16 protein-coding genes and 1 tRNA gene are annotated in these 17,497 nt (G+C 54.0%); 16 read left to right on the top strand and 1 reads right to left on the bottom strand.

Features of this window, described 5'->3' with window-relative positions; all coding sequences use genetic code 11:
• The first annotated feature begins 293 nt into the window (after positions 1-293).
• From proC to EKM97_RS07980, 3 genes are all read left to right on the top strand, one after another.
• A complete protein-coding gene (proC, locus tag EKM97_RS07990) occupies positions 294-1,091 on the top strand; it encodes a pyrroline-5-carboxylate reductase (RefSeq protein WP_125571874.1) in 798 nt (265 codons plus the stop codon).
• Between the two features lie 93 nt (positions 1,092-1,184).
• Positions 1,185-2,333: an N-acetylglucosamine-6-phosphate deacetylase gene (nagA, locus tag EKM97_RS07985; protein WP_125571873.1), complete on the top strand. Its 1,149-nt coding sequence runs from the start codon at positions 1,185-1,187 to the stop codon at positions 2,331-2,333.
• A 20-nt stretch (positions 2,334-2,353) separates the two neighbouring features.
• On the top strand, positions 2,354-3,055 hold the full coding sequence (locus EKM97_RS07980) for a GntR family transcriptional regulator (RefSeq protein WP_125571872.1): 702 nt from the start codon (positions 2,354-2,356) through the stop codon (positions 3,053-3,055).
• A gap of 72 nt (positions 3,056-3,127) precedes the next feature.
• Here the strand turns inward: EKM97_RS07980 and tagD are convergent, their stop codons facing one another.
• Positions 3,128-3,514: a glycerol-3-phosphate cytidylyltransferase gene (gene tagD, locus EKM97_RS07975; RefSeq protein WP_125571871.1), complete on the bottom strand. Its 387-nt coding sequence runs from the start codon at positions 3,512-3,514 to the stop codon at positions 3,128-3,130.
• 312 nt (positions 3,515-3,826) lie between these two features.
• Here tagD and EKM97_RS07970 point away from each other — a divergent pair, with 312 nt between their 5' ends.
• From EKM97_RS07970 to EKM97_RS07910, 13 genes are all read left to right on the top strand, one after another.
• The gene (locus EKM97_RS07970; RefSeq protein ID WP_125571870.1) at positions 3,827-4,555 is read left to right on the top strand and encodes a WecB/TagA/CpsF family glycosyltransferase; all 729 of its coding nucleotides are present in this window, start codon (positions 3,827-3,829) and stop codon (positions 4,553-4,555) included.
• A gap of 23 nt (positions 4,556-4,578) precedes the next feature.
• Positions 4,579-6,057, top strand: coding sequence for a nicotinate phosphoribosyltransferase (locus EKM97_RS07965; RefSeq protein ID WP_125571875.1), 1,479 nt, complete (start codon positions 4,579-4,581; stop codon positions 6,055-6,057).
• A gap of 18 nt (positions 6,058-6,075) precedes the next feature.
• On the top strand, positions 6,076-6,903 hold the full coding sequence (gene nadE / locus EKM97_RS07960) for an ammonia-dependent NAD(+) synthetase (RefSeq protein WP_125571869.1): 828 nt from the start codon (positions 6,076-6,078) through the stop codon (positions 6,901-6,903).
• Between the two features lie 579 nt (positions 6,904-7,482).
• The gene (locus EKM97_RS07955; protein WP_125571868.1) at positions 7,483-10,125 is read left to right on the top strand and encodes a cation-translocating P-type ATPase; all 2,643 of its coding nucleotides are present in this window, start codon (positions 7,483-7,485) and stop codon (positions 10,123-10,125) included.
• Between the two features lie 32 nt (positions 10,126-10,157).
• Positions 10,158-10,592, top strand: a complete 435-nt coding sequence (locus EKM97_RS07950) for a hypothetical protein (RefSeq protein ID WP_125571867.1) — start codon at positions 10,158-10,160, stop codon at positions 10,590-10,592.
• Between the two features lie 303 nt (positions 10,593-10,895).
• Entirely contained in the window at positions 10,896-11,897 is a 1,002-nt protein-coding gene (trpX, locus tag EKM97_RS07945) for a tryptophan ABC transporter substrate-binding protein (RefSeq protein WP_125571866.1), read from the top strand.
• Positions 11,897-12,796 (top strand): ABC transporter permease, encoded by a 900-nt coding sequence (locus tag EKM97_RS07940; RefSeq protein ID WP_125571865.1) that lies wholly within the window; start codon positions 11,897-11,899, stop codon positions 12,794-12,796. Before trpX ends, EKM97_RS07940 begins: the two co-directional genes overlap by 1 nt.
• Entirely contained in the window at positions 12,789-13,547 is a 759-nt protein-coding gene (locus EKM97_RS07935; RefSeq protein WP_125571864.1) for an ABC transporter ATP-binding protein, read from the top strand. Before EKM97_RS07940 ends, EKM97_RS07935 begins: the two co-directional genes overlap by 8 nt.
• Positions 13,548-13,698: 151 nt before the next feature.
• A complete protein-coding gene (locus tag EKM97_RS07930; protein WP_125571863.1) occupies positions 13,699-14,160 on the top strand; it encodes a SprT family protein in 462 nt (153 codons plus the stop codon).
• A gap of 113 nt (positions 14,161-14,273) precedes the next feature.
• Positions 14,274-14,359: transfer RNA gene (locus tag EKM97_RS07925), tRNA-Leu, on the top strand.
• A gap of 140 nt (positions 14,360-14,499) precedes the next feature.
• Positions 14,500-15,096, top strand: a complete 597-nt coding sequence (locus EKM97_RS07920) for an ECF transporter S component (protein WP_125571862.1) — start codon at positions 14,500-14,502, stop codon at positions 15,094-15,096.
• A 168-nt stretch (positions 15,097-15,264) separates the two neighbouring features.
• On the top strand, positions 15,265-15,465 hold the full coding sequence (locus EKM97_RS07915) for a cold-shock protein (protein ID WP_125571861.1): 201 nt from the start codon (positions 15,265-15,267) through the stop codon (positions 15,463-15,465).
• 248 nt (positions 15,466-15,713) lie between these two features.
• The gene (locus tag EKM97_RS07910; RefSeq protein WP_125571860.1) at positions 15,714-17,153 is read left to right on the top strand and encodes an APC family permease; all 1,440 of its coding nucleotides are present in this window, start codon (positions 15,714-15,716) and stop codon (positions 17,151-17,153) included.
• Positions 17,154-17,497: the final 344 nt, after the last annotated feature.

Below are 17,497 nucleotides of genomic sequence, written 5' to 3'. Positions count from 1 at the left end.
CGGCAATATCCCCAGTGGAAGACGGCGTAGCCGGCTGGAACGGTCCCCGCTGACGGAGTTCCTGCCCGCGAAGCCAATCCGCACCAGACCCGACCTTCGGTCTACCCCACTATTTTCAATTCCTGCATCCTTGCGGATGAAAGTTTCATGACTGACGCTAACGGACAGCGACAGTTTGATTGGTATACACGTTGACAGTGCGCGGTGGTTTGACTAGTCTTAACTTATTAGACAATACGCACATAGATGGCCGTCCCACGTGGTACTGGCCATCGACCAAAGGAGGAAACAACATGCAGATTGGTTTTATTGGTGTCGGCAACATGGCTCGCGCCATCATCGACGGCCTGCTCAAGGCGGGTACCGTTCAGGGCAGTGATTTACACCTGCACAGCGGGCACATTGAACACTACGGTGACTATGCCAAGTCAATCGGCGCAACGGTCGAAAACGACAACAAGGCTGTCGTTGAAAACAGTGACGTGGTTGTGCTTGCAGTTAAGCCGAACATCTACGACCGCGTGCTGGACGTGATTAAGCCCGCCTTTGCTCAGAAGCAGGTGCTGCTGGCGTCCATCGTCAGTGGGGTGAGCCTGGCCGAACTAGGTCAGCATGTGCCTGCTGGACAGGCAATTGTCCGCCTTTTGCCAAACCTGAACGTTGAGATTGGCGCTGGCATGACGGCCTACGCCTTGAACGACGAAGCCAGCGACTGCGCTGAACCCGCGCTGAAGCTGTTTGCTAGCATCGGGGAACTCATGGAACTGCCTGAAGCCGATTTTGCGACCTTCGTTGCGCTGGCCGGCTCTGCGCCAGCTTTTGCCTACCTGTTCATTGATGCCATGGCCCGGGCAGGGGTGAAACACGGCCTCAGCAAGCCGGACGCCGTGCGCATCGCAGCGCAGACTGTGAACGGGAGTGCCCAGATGGTACTGAAGAGTGCTAGCTCGCCAATGGACCTGATCGATAAGGTGGCTAGTCCCGGCGGTTCCACAATTCGCGGTTACCTGACAATGGAAGACAAAGGCTTCTCGCCGGCCGTTGTCGCTGGACTGGATGCTACGATTGCGCGGGAACTCGGTGAAGATTAGTTTCCACAAATTGGACTGTACCAATTGCTTTTGGTCTATACCGGTTGTATAATGAGTATTAATAACCGGCATAAGCCGTAAGGAGTGGAAATTTTGACAGTTACTGTTCTGACACACGCCGTGATTTACACGGGTTACGAATGCATCAACGAAGGCTACATTCGCTTTGACGACAAAATTCTTGCCGTGGGGCCAATGGCTGAGTACCGTCCACAAGCAGGTGAAGAGATTAAGAACTTGCGCGGACTGACCGTGATTCCTGGGTTCATCGACGTGCACGCGCACGGTGGTTATGGTTTCGACGCCATGGATGGCGACGCGGACCAGATCGACAAGATGGCAACGAACATGCTCGAACACGAAGGGGTAACGACGCTGTTTGCTACCACGATGACGCAGTCCGTTGCGAACATCGACCAGGCAATGCGTGGGGTTGGCGAAGCTGCCGACCGCAACCCGATCATTCAGGGTGTACACCTGGAAGGACCTTTCATTAACGTGAACTTCAAGGGTGCCCAGCCTGAAGAATACATTCACGTTCCGGACGCTGAACTCGTGAAGAAGTGGAAGAAACTGTCTGGTGGTCGCGTTAAGCTCATCACTTACGCACCAGAAAAGCCTGGCGCTCGTGAATTCGAAGACGCCCTGATTGCCATGGACATCGTGCCTTCCGTGGGTCACAGTAACGCAACCCGCGAGGATATGCTGAACAGTAAGGCCAGTCACGTGACACACTTGTACAACGCCCAGCGCGAATTCAAGCACCGCGAACCTGGTGTGACCGGTCACGCCATGCTTGAACCTCAGATTTACGCTGAATTGATTGCTGATGGCTTCCACATTGTGCCTGATATGTTGAAGCTTGCTTTCCGCGTGAAGGGTGCCGACCGCATTGAACTGGTCACCGACTCCATGCGTAGCAAGGGGATGCCAGAAGGTGAATCCGAACTGGGTGGTCAGAAGGTTTACGTGAAGGACAAGCAGGCCCGCCTTGCAGATGGCACACTTGCCGGTTCCGTTCTGATGTACAAGGATGCCTTCAAGAACGCCATCAATTTCATGGGTGCTTCCGTTGCTGATGCGGTTAAGATGAGCTCTGTGAACCAGGCAACTGAATTCCATCTCGAACACAAGGGGAGCCTTGAAGTCGGTAAGGACGCCGACATCAACGTTTTGACTCCTGAATTGGACCTGACTGCGACCTACAGTTTTGGTCAGTACCACGAAACTATTAACGATTAATTATTTGGAGGCACTAGAGTATGCAGTCCCCTGTTTATATTCAGATTCACAACCAGATTAAAAAGGACATCGAAGGCGGTAAGTGGCGCGTCGGCGAACGGATTCCGTCCGAACGCGAACTCGCGGTGGACTTTTCAGTTTCACGAATGACCTTGCGCCAGGCGATTCAGACGCTGGTTGATGAGGGGATTCTCGAGCGCCGGGTTGGTGCCGGTACTTATGTCGCCAGCCAAAAGGTTCAGGAGAAGATGTCCGGGGTCACCAGTTTCACGGACGTGATGCTCGCCCAGGGCAAGCGGCCTTCCAGTCGGACCATTAGCTACCACGTGGCGAACCCCTCCATTTCTGAAATGGAGAAGCTGAAGCTTAAGGATGGCGATCAGGTTCTGCGGATGGAGCGGATTCGCTTTGGTGATGGCACCCCAATTTGTTTTGAGGTGGCGACCGTGCCGTACGTCCTCGTGCAGGATTTCAGCAAGTCTGAAGTGACGCGTAGTTTCTACCACACACTGGAGAAAAAGGGCGGCTACCAACTTGGCGGTGCCCGCCAGATGGTAACAGCCACGCTCGCCAGCGAGCGGATTGCGGAGTACCTCGACATCAAGCGCGGCGAAGCTATTCTGCGTTTGCGGCAGGTGTCTTTCCTCAGCAACGGGGATCCGTTCGAATACGTGCGGACGCAGTACGTCGGCAGTCGATTCGAATTCTACCTGGATCGGTAATTAACCAGCAATACAAAAAGACCAGCTCGCACTCTGCGAACTGGTCTTTTTGCATTGGCATTAGTAAAAGAACTATTCTTCGAGGTCCTTCTTGATTTTGGAAGTGGAGATACCTTCCGTACGGGGCAGGTAAATCACTTCGCAGTATGGTTTCAGGAAGTCGAATTGGCCTTCCCAGTCGGAGCCCATTACGAAGGTGTCGACATTGTACTTCTGGACATCCTTAATCTTCTGGTCCCAGGATTCTTCGGGAATCACTTGGTCGACGTAGCGGATTGCTTCGAGGATGTACTTGCGATGTTCGTATGAGTGGTAGGCTTCCTTATGCTTTTGCTCGTTGAACTCGTCCGTAGAAAGTCCCACGATGAGCTTGTCGCCCAGTTTGGCCGCGCGTTCGAGCAGGTGAATGTGACCCCAGTGGAGCAGGTCGAACGTTCCGTAAGTAATGACTGTTTTCAAAATGCCACCGTTCCTTTTATTCGTTTGGTTTTAGTTTAGCCCACTGACGCAATGCGCGCAACGCCACGGCGGGAGCGTTGCGCCTTCTTGCACCATGCAGAGCGTAAGAATGCGTTAAAGTCATTGAATTTTGCATAGTTTGCGCTGCTGGCAACATGAAAATGTTGAATTTGGTATAATGAAAAGCGACTTTAGATTGCACGGCTTGGTGGCAGCTGCCGGCTGCGGGAAGACTGCAGCTAATTGGTAACGCCAAGAACAGGATTGCAACAGGTGTGCATAAGCCTATCGCAGAACAAGGAGCTGGAACGAGTGACGAAAGTAGACGTATTGGGCGTTCAGTTTGACAACTACAACATGCGGGATTTCTTGCGCAAAGTTGAGGAACGCTTCCTGCACGGTCAGGGAACCTTCATCGTAACCGCAAACCCGGAAATCGTGATGTACGCCCGTGAACATGATGATTACGCGCGCCTGATCGACGAGCGCGCGGACATGGTGTCTGCCGATGGTATCGGGGTGGTGAAGGGTGCCGCAATGCTGGGCACACCGCTACCAGAACGGGTGACGGGCTACGACCTCATGACCAATTTGTTGGCCTGGGGCAGTGAAGAAAAAATGCGCGTTTACCTGATTGGCGCCAAGGCTGATGTTAATGAAGCCGCCGTGGCGCGGGTGCAGCGCGACTACCCCGATTTGACGGTCGTCGGTGCGCGCGATGGGTATTTTGACCTGAGCGACCAGAAGGTGCTGGCCGATGTCATTGCCGCTGAACCCGACATGGTGTTCGCAGCCCTCGGCTTCCCGAAGCAAGAAAACTTCCTGAACGAGGTGAAGAAGCAACTGCCAGGCGCCATTTTGATGGGTGTTGGTGGTAGTTTCGACGTTTTGTCTGGCAAGGCCAAGCGGGCACCAAAGCTTGTGCAGAACATGCACATGGAGTGGTTGTACCGGCTTGCTAAGCAGCCTAGCCGCATTGGCCGCATGGCGGTATTGCCACAGTTTCTGCGCGCCGTCCGCCGCAGTAATAAAAATAAGTAAGGGTTAATCACAAGGAGAACATGATGACAACAACATATCCCGATGACAGCCTCGCGCTCCATACGGATTTGTACGAACTGGAAATGATGTACACGTACTGGAAGGAAGGCATCAGCGAAAAGCACGCGGTGTTCGAGAGCTACTTCCGCTCAATTCCTTACGGCAACGGTTACGCGGTGTTTGCCGGCCTTGAACGGGTCGTCGACTACCTCGAAACGCTGCATTTTTCCACCACTGACATCGAATTTTTACGTGAGACGCAAGATTGGGACGAGGGCTTTTTCGACTACCTGAGCAAGTTGCGCTTCACCTGCAGCATTCGTTCCGCGGTTGAAGGCGAACTTGTCTTCAACAACGAACCAATCATGCAGATTGAAGGACCGCTGGGACAGTGTCAACTAGTTGAAACCGCAATTCTGAACATCGTCAACTACCAGATTTTAATTGCGACCAAGGCCTCCCGGATTCGTTCCGCAGCGGGCAGTGACCCACTGCTCGAATTCGGTTCCCGCCGGGCGCAGGAGATGGATGCCGCCATCTGGGGGACGCGCGCCGCTTATGTCGGTGGATTTGACGCGACCAGCAATGTCCGCGCGGCCAAAATTTTCGGGATTCCGGACAGCGGCACGCACGCCCACGCATTGATTCAGACTTACCGGAACGACTACGAGGGGATGCTCGCCTACGCCAAAACGCACCGCGATTGTGTATTCCTCGTGGACACCTATGACACGCTGCGCAGCGGGGTACCGAGCGCGATTCGGGTTGCTCGCGAAATGGGTGACAAGATTAACTTCCAAGGCGTGCGCATTGACAGCGGGGACATGGCTTACATCAGTAAGCGCGTCCGCCAGCAGTTGGACGAGGCTGGTTTTGACCAGGCCAAAATCTACGCCAGCAACGATCTGGATGAAAAAACCATCCAGAACCTGAAGATGCAGGGCGCCAAGATTGACGTTTGGGGTGTCGGCACGCGCGTTATCACCGCGTTCGACCAGCCAGCGCTCGGTGCGGTTTACAAACTCGTGTCCATTGAGGGCGACGACGGGCAGATGGTGGACACCATCAAGCTGTCTAGCAACGCTGAGAAGGTGTCAACGCCAGGTAAGAAGCAGGTTTGGCGGATTACTTCCAAGAAGGATGGCAAATCCGAAGGGGACTACATTGCCCTGGATGGCGAGCGTCCCGACAAGGAGACCGACCTGTACATGTTCCACCCGCAGTACACCTACATCAATAAGACTGTGCATGGCTTCAACGCCCGGCCAATCCTGCAGCCGATTTTTGACAAGGGAATTTTGGTGTACAAGCTACCTGAACTGCAGGATATTCGCGCTTTTGCCGCAAGCAAACTGGACATGCTCTGGGATGAGTACAAGCGGGTGCTCAACCCGCAGGATTACCCAGTGGACCTGTCGCAGAAGCTCTACGATCACAAGATGAATTACATTCGTAAAGTACACGCTGACGTTGCCAAAACCAGTGCCAGCAAGCAAGACTAGCTTTTTGGAGGCATAAACATGCGTGAAATGCAGGCAAAAATCATCAAGGAGCTGCACGCAGTTCCTAGCATCGACCCCAAGCAGGAAATTCGCCGGCGCGTGGATTTTCTGAAGGATTACGCCAAGCGTTACGGTTTTCTGAAGACTTATGTGCTCGGAATTTCTGGCGGGCAGGATTCGTCCCTCGCTGGTCGCCTGGCAGAAATCGCCATGACCGAGTTGCGTGCTGAAACTGGCGATGACAGTTACCAGTTCATCGCGGTGCGCTTGCCATATGGTGAACAGGCTGATGAAGCCGACGCCATGGCCGCCATTGACTTTATGCAGGCTGACCAGACGGTGCGTGTGAACATCAAAGACAGCGTTGACGCCATGACCGTGGCAGTTGAAGCCAATGACCTCAAGGTGAGTGACTTCAACAAGGGCAACATTAAGGCGCGGGCGCGGATGATTGCGCAATACGCGATTGCCGGCGCCAAGGCTGGGGCTGTGATTGGGACTGACCACGCTGCTGAAGCCATCACGGGCTTCTACACCAAATATGGTGATGGCGGGGCCGACCTGACACCACTTACTGGCCTGAACAAGCATCAGGGCGCGGCCATGTTGCGTGAACTGGGCGCACCAGCCAAACTCTATGAGAAGGTACCAACGGCTGACTTGGAAGAAGACCGACCAGCACTTGCTGATGAAGTTGCATTGGGTGTCACTTACAGCAACATTGACGACTACTTGTCTGGCAAGGATGTACCTGATGATGTTGCCGAAAAGATTGAAAACTGGTTCACCAAGACTGTGCACAAGCGCCACATGCCGGCAACGGTGTTCGATGAATTCTGGAAGTAGGCTGCGCAAAAGGGCGTTTAGGTTCCGGTATATAAGGTGGTCCCGGTAGAAATCCCGGTTTTAGGATTTTTACCGGGACCACTTTATATACTAGGAACCTACCCTTTAACGCGCGACTAGATAGGCTGCGGAAGCGGGCGCCTAGGCCCGTCGTATAAGAACCCCAGCACCGAAATCCCGTTTTTAGGATTTTGGTGCTGGGGCTCTTATACGTTGAGGGTCTGCCCGCTGGCGCGCAATTGCAGAGTAATGTGAGTGCTCGAGATTGTCCCACCCGGTAGTCGCGCCCCTTCGATACAGGATCATAAGCACCGAGCCTGATTCCCACCCCATTTTTCAGTTCCTGTCGCAATTTACCGAACCGTTACAATCGTTCACTTGCTTGTTAGCATGAACTAATTTACAATATTAGTTGTAGATAAGGGAGTAACCAGAGGCTGCAGTGCAGTCCCGACGGTGCCACCAGCAAGAAGATACTCTGGTGCCGTCTTAAACAGGTGAGACTTATGACCGCTTTTTTAAGCGGGCATAAGTCTTTTTTTATACTCGGGTAATCAAAAAGAAAGCGGGGAAAATGATTTGGCAAGTAAGGAGTACTACAGTGAATCTGTTGATCAGGTTCTGAGCGATGTGCAGGCGAATGCAAATGGCCTCAGTAAGACCGAGGCCGCAAACCGCCTTGCTCGCGATGGTGAGAACAAGCTCGCCGCCAAGAAGAAAAAAACCATGTTCCAGCGCTTCCTGGGGCAGTTCAAGGATTTCATGATCATTGTGCTGCTTGTGGCTGCCGCCGTTGCCGGGATTGTGGTACACGAATGGGCCGACGCTGGGATTATTCTGGCGGTTGTGTTGCTGAACGCAGTGTTCGGTGTGCTGCAAGAAAGTAAGGCAGAAGCCGCGATTGAGTCACTGCAGGCGATGACCAGCCCGTCCGCCCACGTGCAGCGCGATGGCGAGATCCTGGTTGTGCCAAGTAGTGAGGTTGTGGTTGGGGATATTGTCCTTCTCGAAGCAGGAGACGTGGTCCCCGCCGACATGCGCTTGATTGAGTCAGCGAACCTCAAAATCGAAGAGTCAGCCCTGACTGGTGAAAGTGTGCCCGTTGAAAAGAACCTCGACTTGGTTGAGACGGGAGCCGGCATTGGCGATCGGACGAACATGGCCTTCATGAGCACTAACGTCAGCTATGGTCGCGCTGTCGGTGTTATCACCGGCACGGGGATGCAGACCGAAGTGGGCCACATTGCGTCGATGCTGGACAACCAGAAGGAAAACCAGACGCCACTGCAGGTTAACCTGGCGAAACTGGGCCGGTCACTAACCTGGCTGATTCTGGTCATTGCCGCGGTTGTCTTCTTCGTTGGCTGGCTGCGTGGTGCCGAATCGCCGGCCGAAATGTTCCTGACGGCCATTTCCTTAGCTGTCGCCGCAATTCCCGAAGGCTTGCCGGCAATTGTCACGATTATTCTAGCGCTGGGCACGCAGAAGATGGCCAAACACAACGCCCTGGTGCGGCGTTTGCCCGCCGTTGAAACGCTGGGGAGTACCGACATCATTGCCTCCGATAAAACCGGGACGTTAACGCAGAACAAGATGACTGTCGAAAAAACGTACTACGACGGCGAACTGCACAACGCCGACGTGGGGGTGCGTCAGAGCGGGCGCTTGCTCCAGGTGATGACCTATGCGAACGACACGAAGAAGCAAGACGACGGCACGCTCCTGGGTGATCCCACCGAGACCGCTCTCGTTGCTTACGCGCAAACGCAACATTACGATGTTGACGCACACTTGCAGGCTCAGCCCCGAATCGCCGAGGTGCCCTTCGATTCCGAACGCAAGTTGATGAGTACGTTGCACAAACTCGATGACGGTAGCATTTTGGTCGCCACTAAGGGGGCGCCAGACGAACTGCTCCGCCGGGTGACGAACATTGATGAAGAAGCTGGCGTGCGTGCATTTACGGACGCTGACCAACAACAGATTCTGAAAACCAACCACGAATTAGCGCTGCAGGCACTGCGGGTGTTGGGGATGGCTTACAAAATTATTCCAGCCGTTCCCGCCGACGTGAACAGCGACACGGTTGAGCAAGGGCTGACTTTTGCCGGGCTGGTAGCGATGATTGATCCAGAACGTCCAGAAGTGAAAGATGCCGTTGCCGAAGCTAAGGCGGCCGGCATCCGGCCACTGATGATTACTGGGGACCACCGGGATACGGCGCAGGCCATTTCCGAACGCCTCGGCATCATCGATAAGGGCCAGAGCGATGCCGTTATCTCGGGTCGTGACCTCGACGAAATGGACGACGCGACTTTCGAAAAGCAGGTCCAAAACTACTCTGTCTACGCGCGTGTGGCGCCGGAACACAAGGTCCGCATCGTGAACGCTTGGCAGAAACAGGGTAAAGTGGTCGCGATGACCGGTGATGGGGTCAATGATGCGCCGGCACTGAAGGCTGCCGATATCGGGATTGCCATGGGGATTACTGGGACCGAAGTAGCCAAGGGTGCCAGTGCGATGATTTTAGCTGATGACAACTTCAGCACCATCGTGCGGGCAGTGAAGGCTGGCCGGAAGGTGTTCGCCAACATCCAGAAGGCAATCCAATACTTGCTTTCCGCTAACCTCGGTGAAGTGCTCACCCTGTTCATGATGACAATGCTGGGCTGGGACATCCTGGCGCCAGTCCACATTCTGTGGATTAACCTGGTCACCGACACCTTGCCAGCCATCGCGCTTGGCTTGGAACACACCGAACCTGGGGTCATGAAGCAAAAGCCGCGCGGTCGCAACAGTAGCTTCCTGTCTGGTGGTGTGGGTCCGGCCATTATCTGGCAAGGATTGCTCGAAGGGGCACTCACCTTGGGGGTTTACCTGCTGGCCATCACCTTCCCAATTCACAGCACGCAGGCGGCAATTCACGCTGACGCGCTGACGATGGCGTACGTGACCCTCGGGCTCATTCAGTTGTTCCACGCGTTCAACGTGAAGTCTGTCCACCAGTCCTTGTTCAAGATCAAGCCTTTTGGCAACAAGGCCTTCAACTGGGCAATTCTGATTGCGGCTGCAATGCTCGCAGCTACGGTGCTCATTCCTGGGTTCAACGGTTTGTTCCACGTCACTAGCCTAGACTTGATTCAGTGGGCAATGGTTCTGGGTGCCGGTGTCCTCATGATTGTGATCGTCGACATCGTGAAGTTCTTCCAACGACGCGCCTAAACAGGTACAATCACAACTGAGGTGAAAAATTCATGAATAAGAATCAGCAGAAAATGGTTGCCTACGGGCGCCTAATTGACTCAGTAATGGGCCGTGTGGAAGAAATTCAGGACTGGCTCAGTCCTGAATTTGAGGAATTGCGCAAGGCAATTGACGACGACAAACTGAGCGCAGTTGATGACGACCGCTACGCCAAGATCCGCAAGGACTTTACTGACGGTAGTGCCGAATATGGTGAACTGCTCAAGAAGTTTGAGGGTGCCAGCGCACCTGCCCGCTTCATCGGGAACCACAAAATGCTCACGAAGGCTTTTGCCGCCTTCGTTGATGGTTGCAACGCGATGACCGCCAGCCTTGGCGACGCGAAGCAAATTGACGTACCCGCCTTCGATGCTGCCGAGAAGCAGCAAGACGAAGAGACCGAGAAGATTACCAAGTACCTGACCAAAATTCAGATGCTCGCCTAGTATTGACAGTTCTGCGTATTTATGCGTATACTATTAGCATCATATTAGACGAGGAGGAAACCGACATGAACAAGCAACTTGCACAACTTAAGGGATGGTGGCAAAGCCAACTTTAGGTGGGTTGCGGACGCAATCTGCCAGACGCGCAGATTGTGTCTATGTTGGTTTTCTTAAATGACCGCATAGGCATCCTATTGGGATTGGCTATGCGGAGTAATGAATGGATTGGACTCCGCACCTAAATCTGGCGCGGGGTCCTTTTGTTTTGTCACCACATTCACTCGTTCTAGGAGGAAGTTAATTATGAAGAAGATGCTCGCATTTATCATCGCACTGGTTGCGGTTGTCGCCGTCGGGATTGGCATTTCCACCCACAAATCTAGTGCCCCGAAGAAACAGAAAGTGCAAACCGTGGGAATTTTGCAGTTGATGAGCCACCCCGCACTAGACGCCATCCACAAGGGAATTGTGGCCGGGCTCAAGGATGAGGGTTACACGGTTGGTAAGAACCTCAAAATTGATTTTCAGAACGCGCAGGGCGACCAGAGCAATCTGAAGTCCATGTCCGAACGCTTCGCTAACGAAGATGCGGATGCCATGGTCGGGATTGCAACGCCTTCCGCTCAGGCGCTCGCCAACGCCTCCAGCAAAATTCCCATCGTGATGGGGGCTATCACGGACCCAGTTGCGGCCAAGCTCGTGAAGAGCACCACCAAGCCAGGTGCCAACATCACCGGGGTTTCCGACCAGGCCCCAATTGATGCCCAGCTAAAGCTCATTCGGACCCTGATGCCAAAGGCGAAGACGCTCGGCATCATCTCCACTAGCTCTGATGATTCCGCCCAGACTCAGGTGAAGATGGTGGCGGCCAAGGTCGCTAAGTACGGTTTCACCCTGAAGAAGTACTCCATTTCTTCCACCAACGATATTAACCAAGTTGCCGGCCAGATGGTGACTGACGTTGATGCCATCTTTGTCCCAACGGACAACACCATTGCCAGCGCCATGCCAACACTTGCCAGCGTGGCGAACAGCAAGAAGATTCCAATCTTCCCAACCGTAGACACGATGGTGAAGCAGGGCGGTCTCGCAACCGTTGGGCTCGATCAGTACCAGCTCGGGGTTGAAACCGGGAAGATGGTTGCCAACATTCTATCCGGCAAGAGCAAGCCAGCCACAACACCAGTCAAGTTCATGACCAAGGGTAACCTGGTCATCAACACCAAGGTGGCGGCAAAACTCGGCATCACGATTCCGGCAGACTTGCTTGCCAAGGCCAAGAAGTCAGGGGAGGTCATTAAGTAATGAACTTATGGATTTCGGCAGTTGGCCAGGGCCTTCTTTACGGGGTGCTCGGGATTGGCCTCTTTATCACATTTCGTATTCTTGATTTTCCCGACATGACGGTTGAAGGGACTTTTCCCTTCGGTGCCGCTGTTGCGGTTTCCGCCATTACTCATGGGGTGTCACCGATTATCGCGACGCTACTGGCGATGGTTGCGGGGATGCTCGCCGGATTGTGCACCGGCCTGCTCGCCACGAAGGGTCACATGCCGTTGCTTATTGCCGGTATTTTGACTATGACCGGGCTGTACTCCATTAACCTGCGGGTGATGGGGCGGGCGAATCTGTCGCTGCTCAATCAGGCTAACTTGTTCACCAGTAAGCTGCTCGGCGGGATGAGCATGTTCACCTCTAGCGTGGTTGTGGGGGTGATTGTGACCGTCATCGTGGTGGTACTGCTCATCTTGTTCCTGAACACCGAAATTGGCCAGGGCTTTATCGCTGCCGGTGACAACCGGGTGATGGCGCGTAGTCTCGGGATTAATCCCGACTCAATGCAGGTGCTCGGGTTAGTTGTCGGTAACGGGCTTATCGGCTTGTCTGGTGGCCTGATTGCGCAGAACAACGGCTACGCGGACGTCTCAATGGGGACTGGGGTCATTGTCATTGGTCTGGCTTCCATCATTATTGGGGAAGTTATCTTTGGTAATTTGACGCTCAGCCAGCGGCTGGTCGCCGTTGTCCTCGGGAGCATCATCTACCGCTTCGTGATCCTGATTGTGCTTAAGCTAGGCTTCAACGCGGACGACTTGAAGCTGATTTCCGCGATTGTGCTCGCCTTGGCCATCATCGTGCCACAGATTGACGAGCGCCTGCACCTGCGCAAGGCATTGAAGAATGGGGTGAAGATGGATGAGTGACGTACAGCTGCAATTAACGGATATTGCTGTCAACGTGATGGCGGGTAGTGACGTGAAGAACCTGCTCAGCGGCATTAACCTGACCGTGAACAAGGGCGACTTTGTCACGATTATTGGGACTAACGGGGCCGGGAAATCCACCTTGTTCAACACGATTTGTGGCGACTTGCTGGCGACTAGCGGCACCATTGAGCTGGCTGGTGAACGGGTGGAAAAGGACTCCCCTGAAAAACGCGCCCGGCACATTGCTCGTGTCTTCCAAGACCCCAAAATGGGCACTGCGCCCCGGATGACCGTCAGCGAGAACCTCGCACTGGCCATGCATCGCGGCAAACGCCTTGGCTTGCGTTCCCGGGCACTTAAGCAGAAACAGGCCGAGTTCCTGCGCATTAGCAAGCAGACGCCGAACGGCATCGACCAGGCACTCGACAAGCCCACTGAGGAGCTCTCTGGTGGCCAGCGGCAGGCGCTGAGCTTGCTGATGGCAACGATGCAAAAACCCGACCTACTGATGCTCGATGAGCACACCGCGGCACTTGATCCACACACCAGTAAGGCCATTATGGAATTAACGGACAAAATTGTCCGCGAAAATGACCTGACCTGCATGATGATCACGCACCAGATGGATGACGCCATTAAGTACGGCAACCGGCTCATCGTTGTGGATGCGGGGCACATCGTTGCGGACTACAGCGCTGAAGACAAAGCCAAGCTCAATCAGGCGGATTTGCTGAAGTATTTTGCATAGCGGTTGCAGTTCGCGCAACAAATGAAGGTGTCCTAGCCAATCTGACTAGGATGCTTTTTCTTTTGCCCGCTAAGGACGCGTTCTTAGCAATTAGTCGATTGTGGCTGCTTTGCGTTATAATGGGCGCATTATGCGAAAGGTGGACATGAGCATGACAGACGCAGAAGTGCAGGCAGAGACGGTGCGCATTAGTCGTGCGTTTTTTCACCGGCCGTTCACAGACAAGGCGTTCTTCAACAAGCGGTTGCGGACCACGGGCGGGCGCTTCAACTTGAAGACGCATAACATCGACTACAATCCGCGCATGTTTGCCCAGGTGGATGCGCAAACGCGTGCGGGCATTATCAAGCACGAGCTATGCCATTACCACCTGTACACGCAGGGGCGCGGCTATAAGCACAGTGACCCTGACTTCAAGGCCTTGCTGGCGCAGGTCGGCGGCTCGCACTACGCGCCGCGTATCCAGCAGCCGAATGGCCAGCACTACTGGGTATATGTCTGCCGCAACTGTGGGCAGCAGATGCTGCGCAAACGCCGCTTTAACACCCGTCGCTATGTCTGTGCGCGTTGCGGTGGCCGCTTCCGCCTGGTTGGTGAAAAGCGCAGTGCGTAAGGACGACTGGGGTCACTCGCAAAAAGCGGGCTGAAAATTGGCCGAAAGTGTTTGACATTGTGCTGTTTGTCACGTATTATATTTCTTGTGCTTGAGGCACAACCTACCGGAATGCGGGTGTGGCGGAACTGGTAGACGCGCAAGATTAAGGATCTTGTGGCCAATTACGGCCGTGAAGGTTCAAGTCCTTTCACCCGCATTACAGCAGCTCTTCAACCTTGGTTGAAGGGCTTTTGTTTTGGCGTTTTTGTAATTATTTAAAGAAATTGATGCGTAACTTGGCATTTGTAAGTGACTTTGGTATCATCAAGTCAAAATATTTGGACGGGAGATTGGCAGATGAACCGCAAAAAAAGCGCGGCATACCGTGTGAGCATCATGGGGATTCTCACGGCTTTATTATTGCTCCAGGCGCTAGTGCCGATGTTTGGCTACATTCGCATTACCGGTGGGGTGGCCATCACCACCATGCACCTGACGGTCATCATTGCCGCCGTGATTTTAGGAACGCGTAGCGGCGCGACAATGGGTCTCATCTGGGGCATTATCAGTCTGGTTATGGCGTGGACCGTGCCGAGTGATCCAATGACCATTTTGCTGTTCCGGAACCCCATCATTGCCATTGTGCCGCGGGTGATGGTTGGCTTCGTTGCCGGTTTGATTGCTAACGGCTTACGCAAGCGCGTGCCCGAGACCTTGCGTTTGATGCTGGCCGGCATTTGTGGGGCGCTGACGAACACGGCGCTGGTCATCGCGTTCACCTGGTTGTTCTACGCCAGCAAGGCGGCTCCGCTAATCGGACACGGTGCAAGTAGCCAGAATCTTGGCTGGGTCATGATTGCCGTTTTGGGGGTCAACGCCATCGCCGAAGCTATCGCCGGTGGACTGGTCATTCCGATCTTAGGGCGCGCACTTTTGCGACTGCGGCGTAATTAACTCAATTAATTGTTCCGCTTTCGCTTGCACCGATTTGGACCACGTGTTACGATAACCTTGTACTTTTTGAATGGTCAGGGTTCGATAGTTCTACAGACTTTCTTCCTTCTGCACCAAACAAGAAATGCAATTTAATCTGCGCCTTGGTGCGCAAGGAGGAATTTCATAATGGAACACGGTACAGTTAAATGGTTTAACGCAGAAAAGGGTTACGGCTTCATCACTCGCGAAGACGGTAGTGACGTATTCGTTCACTTCTCCGCTATTCAGGGCGACGGCTACAAGACCCTTGAAGAAGGCCAGGCAGTGACCTTCGACGTAGAAAACAGCGACCGCGGCCCTCAGGCTGTGAACGTTAACAAGGACTAATTTCCTTGATTAAAGAACCTAATCCGGTCGTCCGGGTTAGGCTCTTTTTTTGTGCAAAATTTGATCTGAGTTCAATTTGATTTTGCTGGCCAGAAGACGTAAGACACATTATGGCGAGATGGTGGCGGATGCATAAACTCATCGTGATGAATTATTAAGGCCACACTGTCGCATCTGATACGTTTCTAATTTGGAACGCCTGTGCTATGATATTAAGAATGATTTTTTAATTTATGGAGGTATTGTTAATGAGCTCATTTCTACGGCGAATCCTGCTGAAGGAAGACCCTAGTGTGTACGAAGATAAGGATTCCCACTTGCCCCGCGTCCTGAAGGTGCGGGACTTCCTAGCCCTCGGGGTCGGGACCATCGTGTCGACGTCCATCTTCACACTACCTGGGGTTGTCGCCGCGGATCATGCGGGTCCGGCGGTTGCGTTATCCTGCCTGCTTGCCTCCATCGTGGCGGGGCTAGTCGCCTTTGCTTATGCCGAAATGGCTGCGGCCATGCCTTTTGCTGGTTCGGCTTATTCCTGGATCAACGTGGTCTTTGGAGAAGTGTTTGGCTGGATTGCCGGTTGGGCACTGCTCGCCGAGTACTTCATCGCGGTGGCCTTCGTCGCGTCGGGGCTGTCGGCAAACTTCCGCGGCCTGCTGGCGACTTTTGGCATGTCGATTCCTAATGCATTGGCGAACCCGTTCGGAACTAATGGCGGGATCGTCGACATTATTGCCGTGGTGGTCATGATTCTGGTTGGTGCATTGCTGTCGCGTGGTGTGTCGGAAGCTGCCCGCGTGGAGCGGATTCTGGTAGTGCTCAAGGTGCTCGCCATTCTGGCTTTCATCGCTATCGGGGCCACTGCAATTCACATTCAGAACTACATCCCGTTCATTCCCGCGCATAAGGTGTTGCCCGATGGCAGTGAGTTTGGCGGCTGGAAGGGTGTCTACACGGGTGTGTCCACCATTTTCCTGGCTTACATTGGGTTTGACTCAATTGCAGCCAATTCTGCTGAAGCAAAAGATCCTGAACGGACCATGCCGCGCGGGATTATTGGCTCCCTCATTATTGCGGTCATTTTGTTTGTTTCCGTTTCCCTCGTTCTCGTGGGGATGTTCAACTACAAGAAATACGCAGGGAACGCCGCACCAGTTGGTTGGGCACTGCAGACAGCCGGGCACCCACTGGCCGCAACCATTATTGAAGCAGTTGCGGTTGTGGGGATGTTCACCGCACTCATCGGGATGATGATGGCCGGGTCGCGCCTGCTGTACAGTTTTGGCCGCGATGGCATGTTGCCGAAGTCACTGGGAAAGTTGAACAAGAACAAACTGCCAAACAATGCGCTGCTCGTGTTGACTGTTATCGGCATTGTCATCGGGTCCGTGTTCCCGTTCAGTTTCTTGAGCCAGTTGATTTCTGCAGGGACACTGATTGCGTTCATGTTCGTGTCACTGGGAATTTACCGCCTGCGTCCTCGTGAAGGCGTGGACATTGCCAATCCCGCGTTCAAAATGCCGCTGTACCCAGTTCTGCCAGCGCTGGCATTCTTGGGTGCTTTGGTTGTGTTCATGGGTCTGGATATTCAAGCCAAGCTATACTCCGGCGCTTGGTTCGTCATCGGTATTATCATTTACCTTGGCTACGGTATGCGTCATTCAGTGCTGAACAAGCGGGTTAACAAGTAAACGCTGTCCGTCAGCGTAAGTCCGCGCCCGCAAGGGTGCGCATTGCTCTTTAAGCAGTTTTCATACCGCCGCAAGGCGGTGGGTCGGCAACTCCGGTGGTGGTGCGCTCGGGCTATGCTCCGGGAACTACGTCGGGCGGGGACCGCTTCAGCCCGCTATCGCGGTCTTCCGCTGGCGGAGTTGCCGCAAGAACAGCGTCAACTCCGCGCTCCCGAGATGATTGTGTGCAGCCACGACGGCAAGTGCGGCCGTCCTGTCTCCAGACAATCATCTTTTCGCCCGACTCCGTTCCCTGCGCTTCGCCCAAGCACACCACCACCTCCGTGGCCGACACGTTACTGTGT

This window comes from Lacticaseibacillus songhuajiangensis (assembly GCF_003946025.1).
Classification (GTDB): Bacteria; Bacillota; Bacilli; order Lactobacillales; family Lactobacillaceae; genus Lacticaseibacillus; species Lacticaseibacillus songhuajiangensis.
This window is presented reverse-complemented; position numbering and strand designations above follow the sequence as displayed.

Excerpts from the sequence above, each read along its gene's own strand:
- proC (WP_125571874.1), top strand. The coding sequence starts at position 294 with ATGCAGATTGGTTTTATTGGTGTCGGCAACATGGCTCGCGCCATCATC.
- EKM97_RS07980 (WP_125571872.1), top strand. The coding sequence starts at position 2,354 with ATGCAGTCCCCTGTTTATATTCAGATTCACAACCAGATTAAAAAGGAC.
- EKM97_RS07965 (WP_125571875.1), top strand. The coding sequence starts at position 4,579 with ATGACAACAACATATCCCGATGACAGCCTCGCGCTCCATACGGATTTG.
- nadE (WP_125571869.1), top strand. The coding sequence starts at position 6,076 with ATGCGTGAAATGCAGGCAAAAATCATCAAGGAGCTGCACGCAGTTCCT.
- EKM97_RS07950 (WP_125571867.1), top strand. The coding sequence starts at position 10,158 with ATGAATAAGAATCAGCAGAAAATGGTTGCCTACGGGCGCCTAATTGAC.
- trpX (WP_125571866.1), top strand. The coding sequence starts at position 10,896 with ATGAAGAAGATGCTCGCATTTATCATCGCACTGGTTGCGGTTGTCGCC.
- EKM97_RS07940 (WP_125571865.1), top strand. The coding sequence starts at position 11,897 with ATGAACTTATGGATTTCGGCAGTTGGCCAGGGCCTTCTTTACGGGGTG.
- EKM97_RS07935 (WP_125571864.1), top strand. The coding sequence starts at position 12,789 with ATGAGTGACGTACAGCTGCAATTAACGGATATTGCTGTCAACGTGATG.
- EKM97_RS07930 (WP_125571863.1), top strand. The coding sequence starts at position 13,699 with ATGACAGACGCAGAAGTGCAGGCAGAGACGGTGCGCATTAGTCGTGCG.
- EKM97_RS07920 (WP_125571862.1), top strand. The coding sequence starts at position 14,500 with ATGAACCGCAAAAAAAGCGCGGCATACCGTGTGAGCATCATGGGGATT.
- EKM97_RS07915 (WP_125571861.1), top strand. The coding sequence starts at position 15,265 with ATGGAACACGGTACAGTTAAATGGTTTAACGCAGAAAAGGGTTACGGC.
- EKM97_RS07910 (WP_125571860.1), top strand. The coding sequence starts at position 15,714 with ATGAGCTCATTTCTACGGCGAATCCTGCTGAAGGAAGACCCTAGTGTG.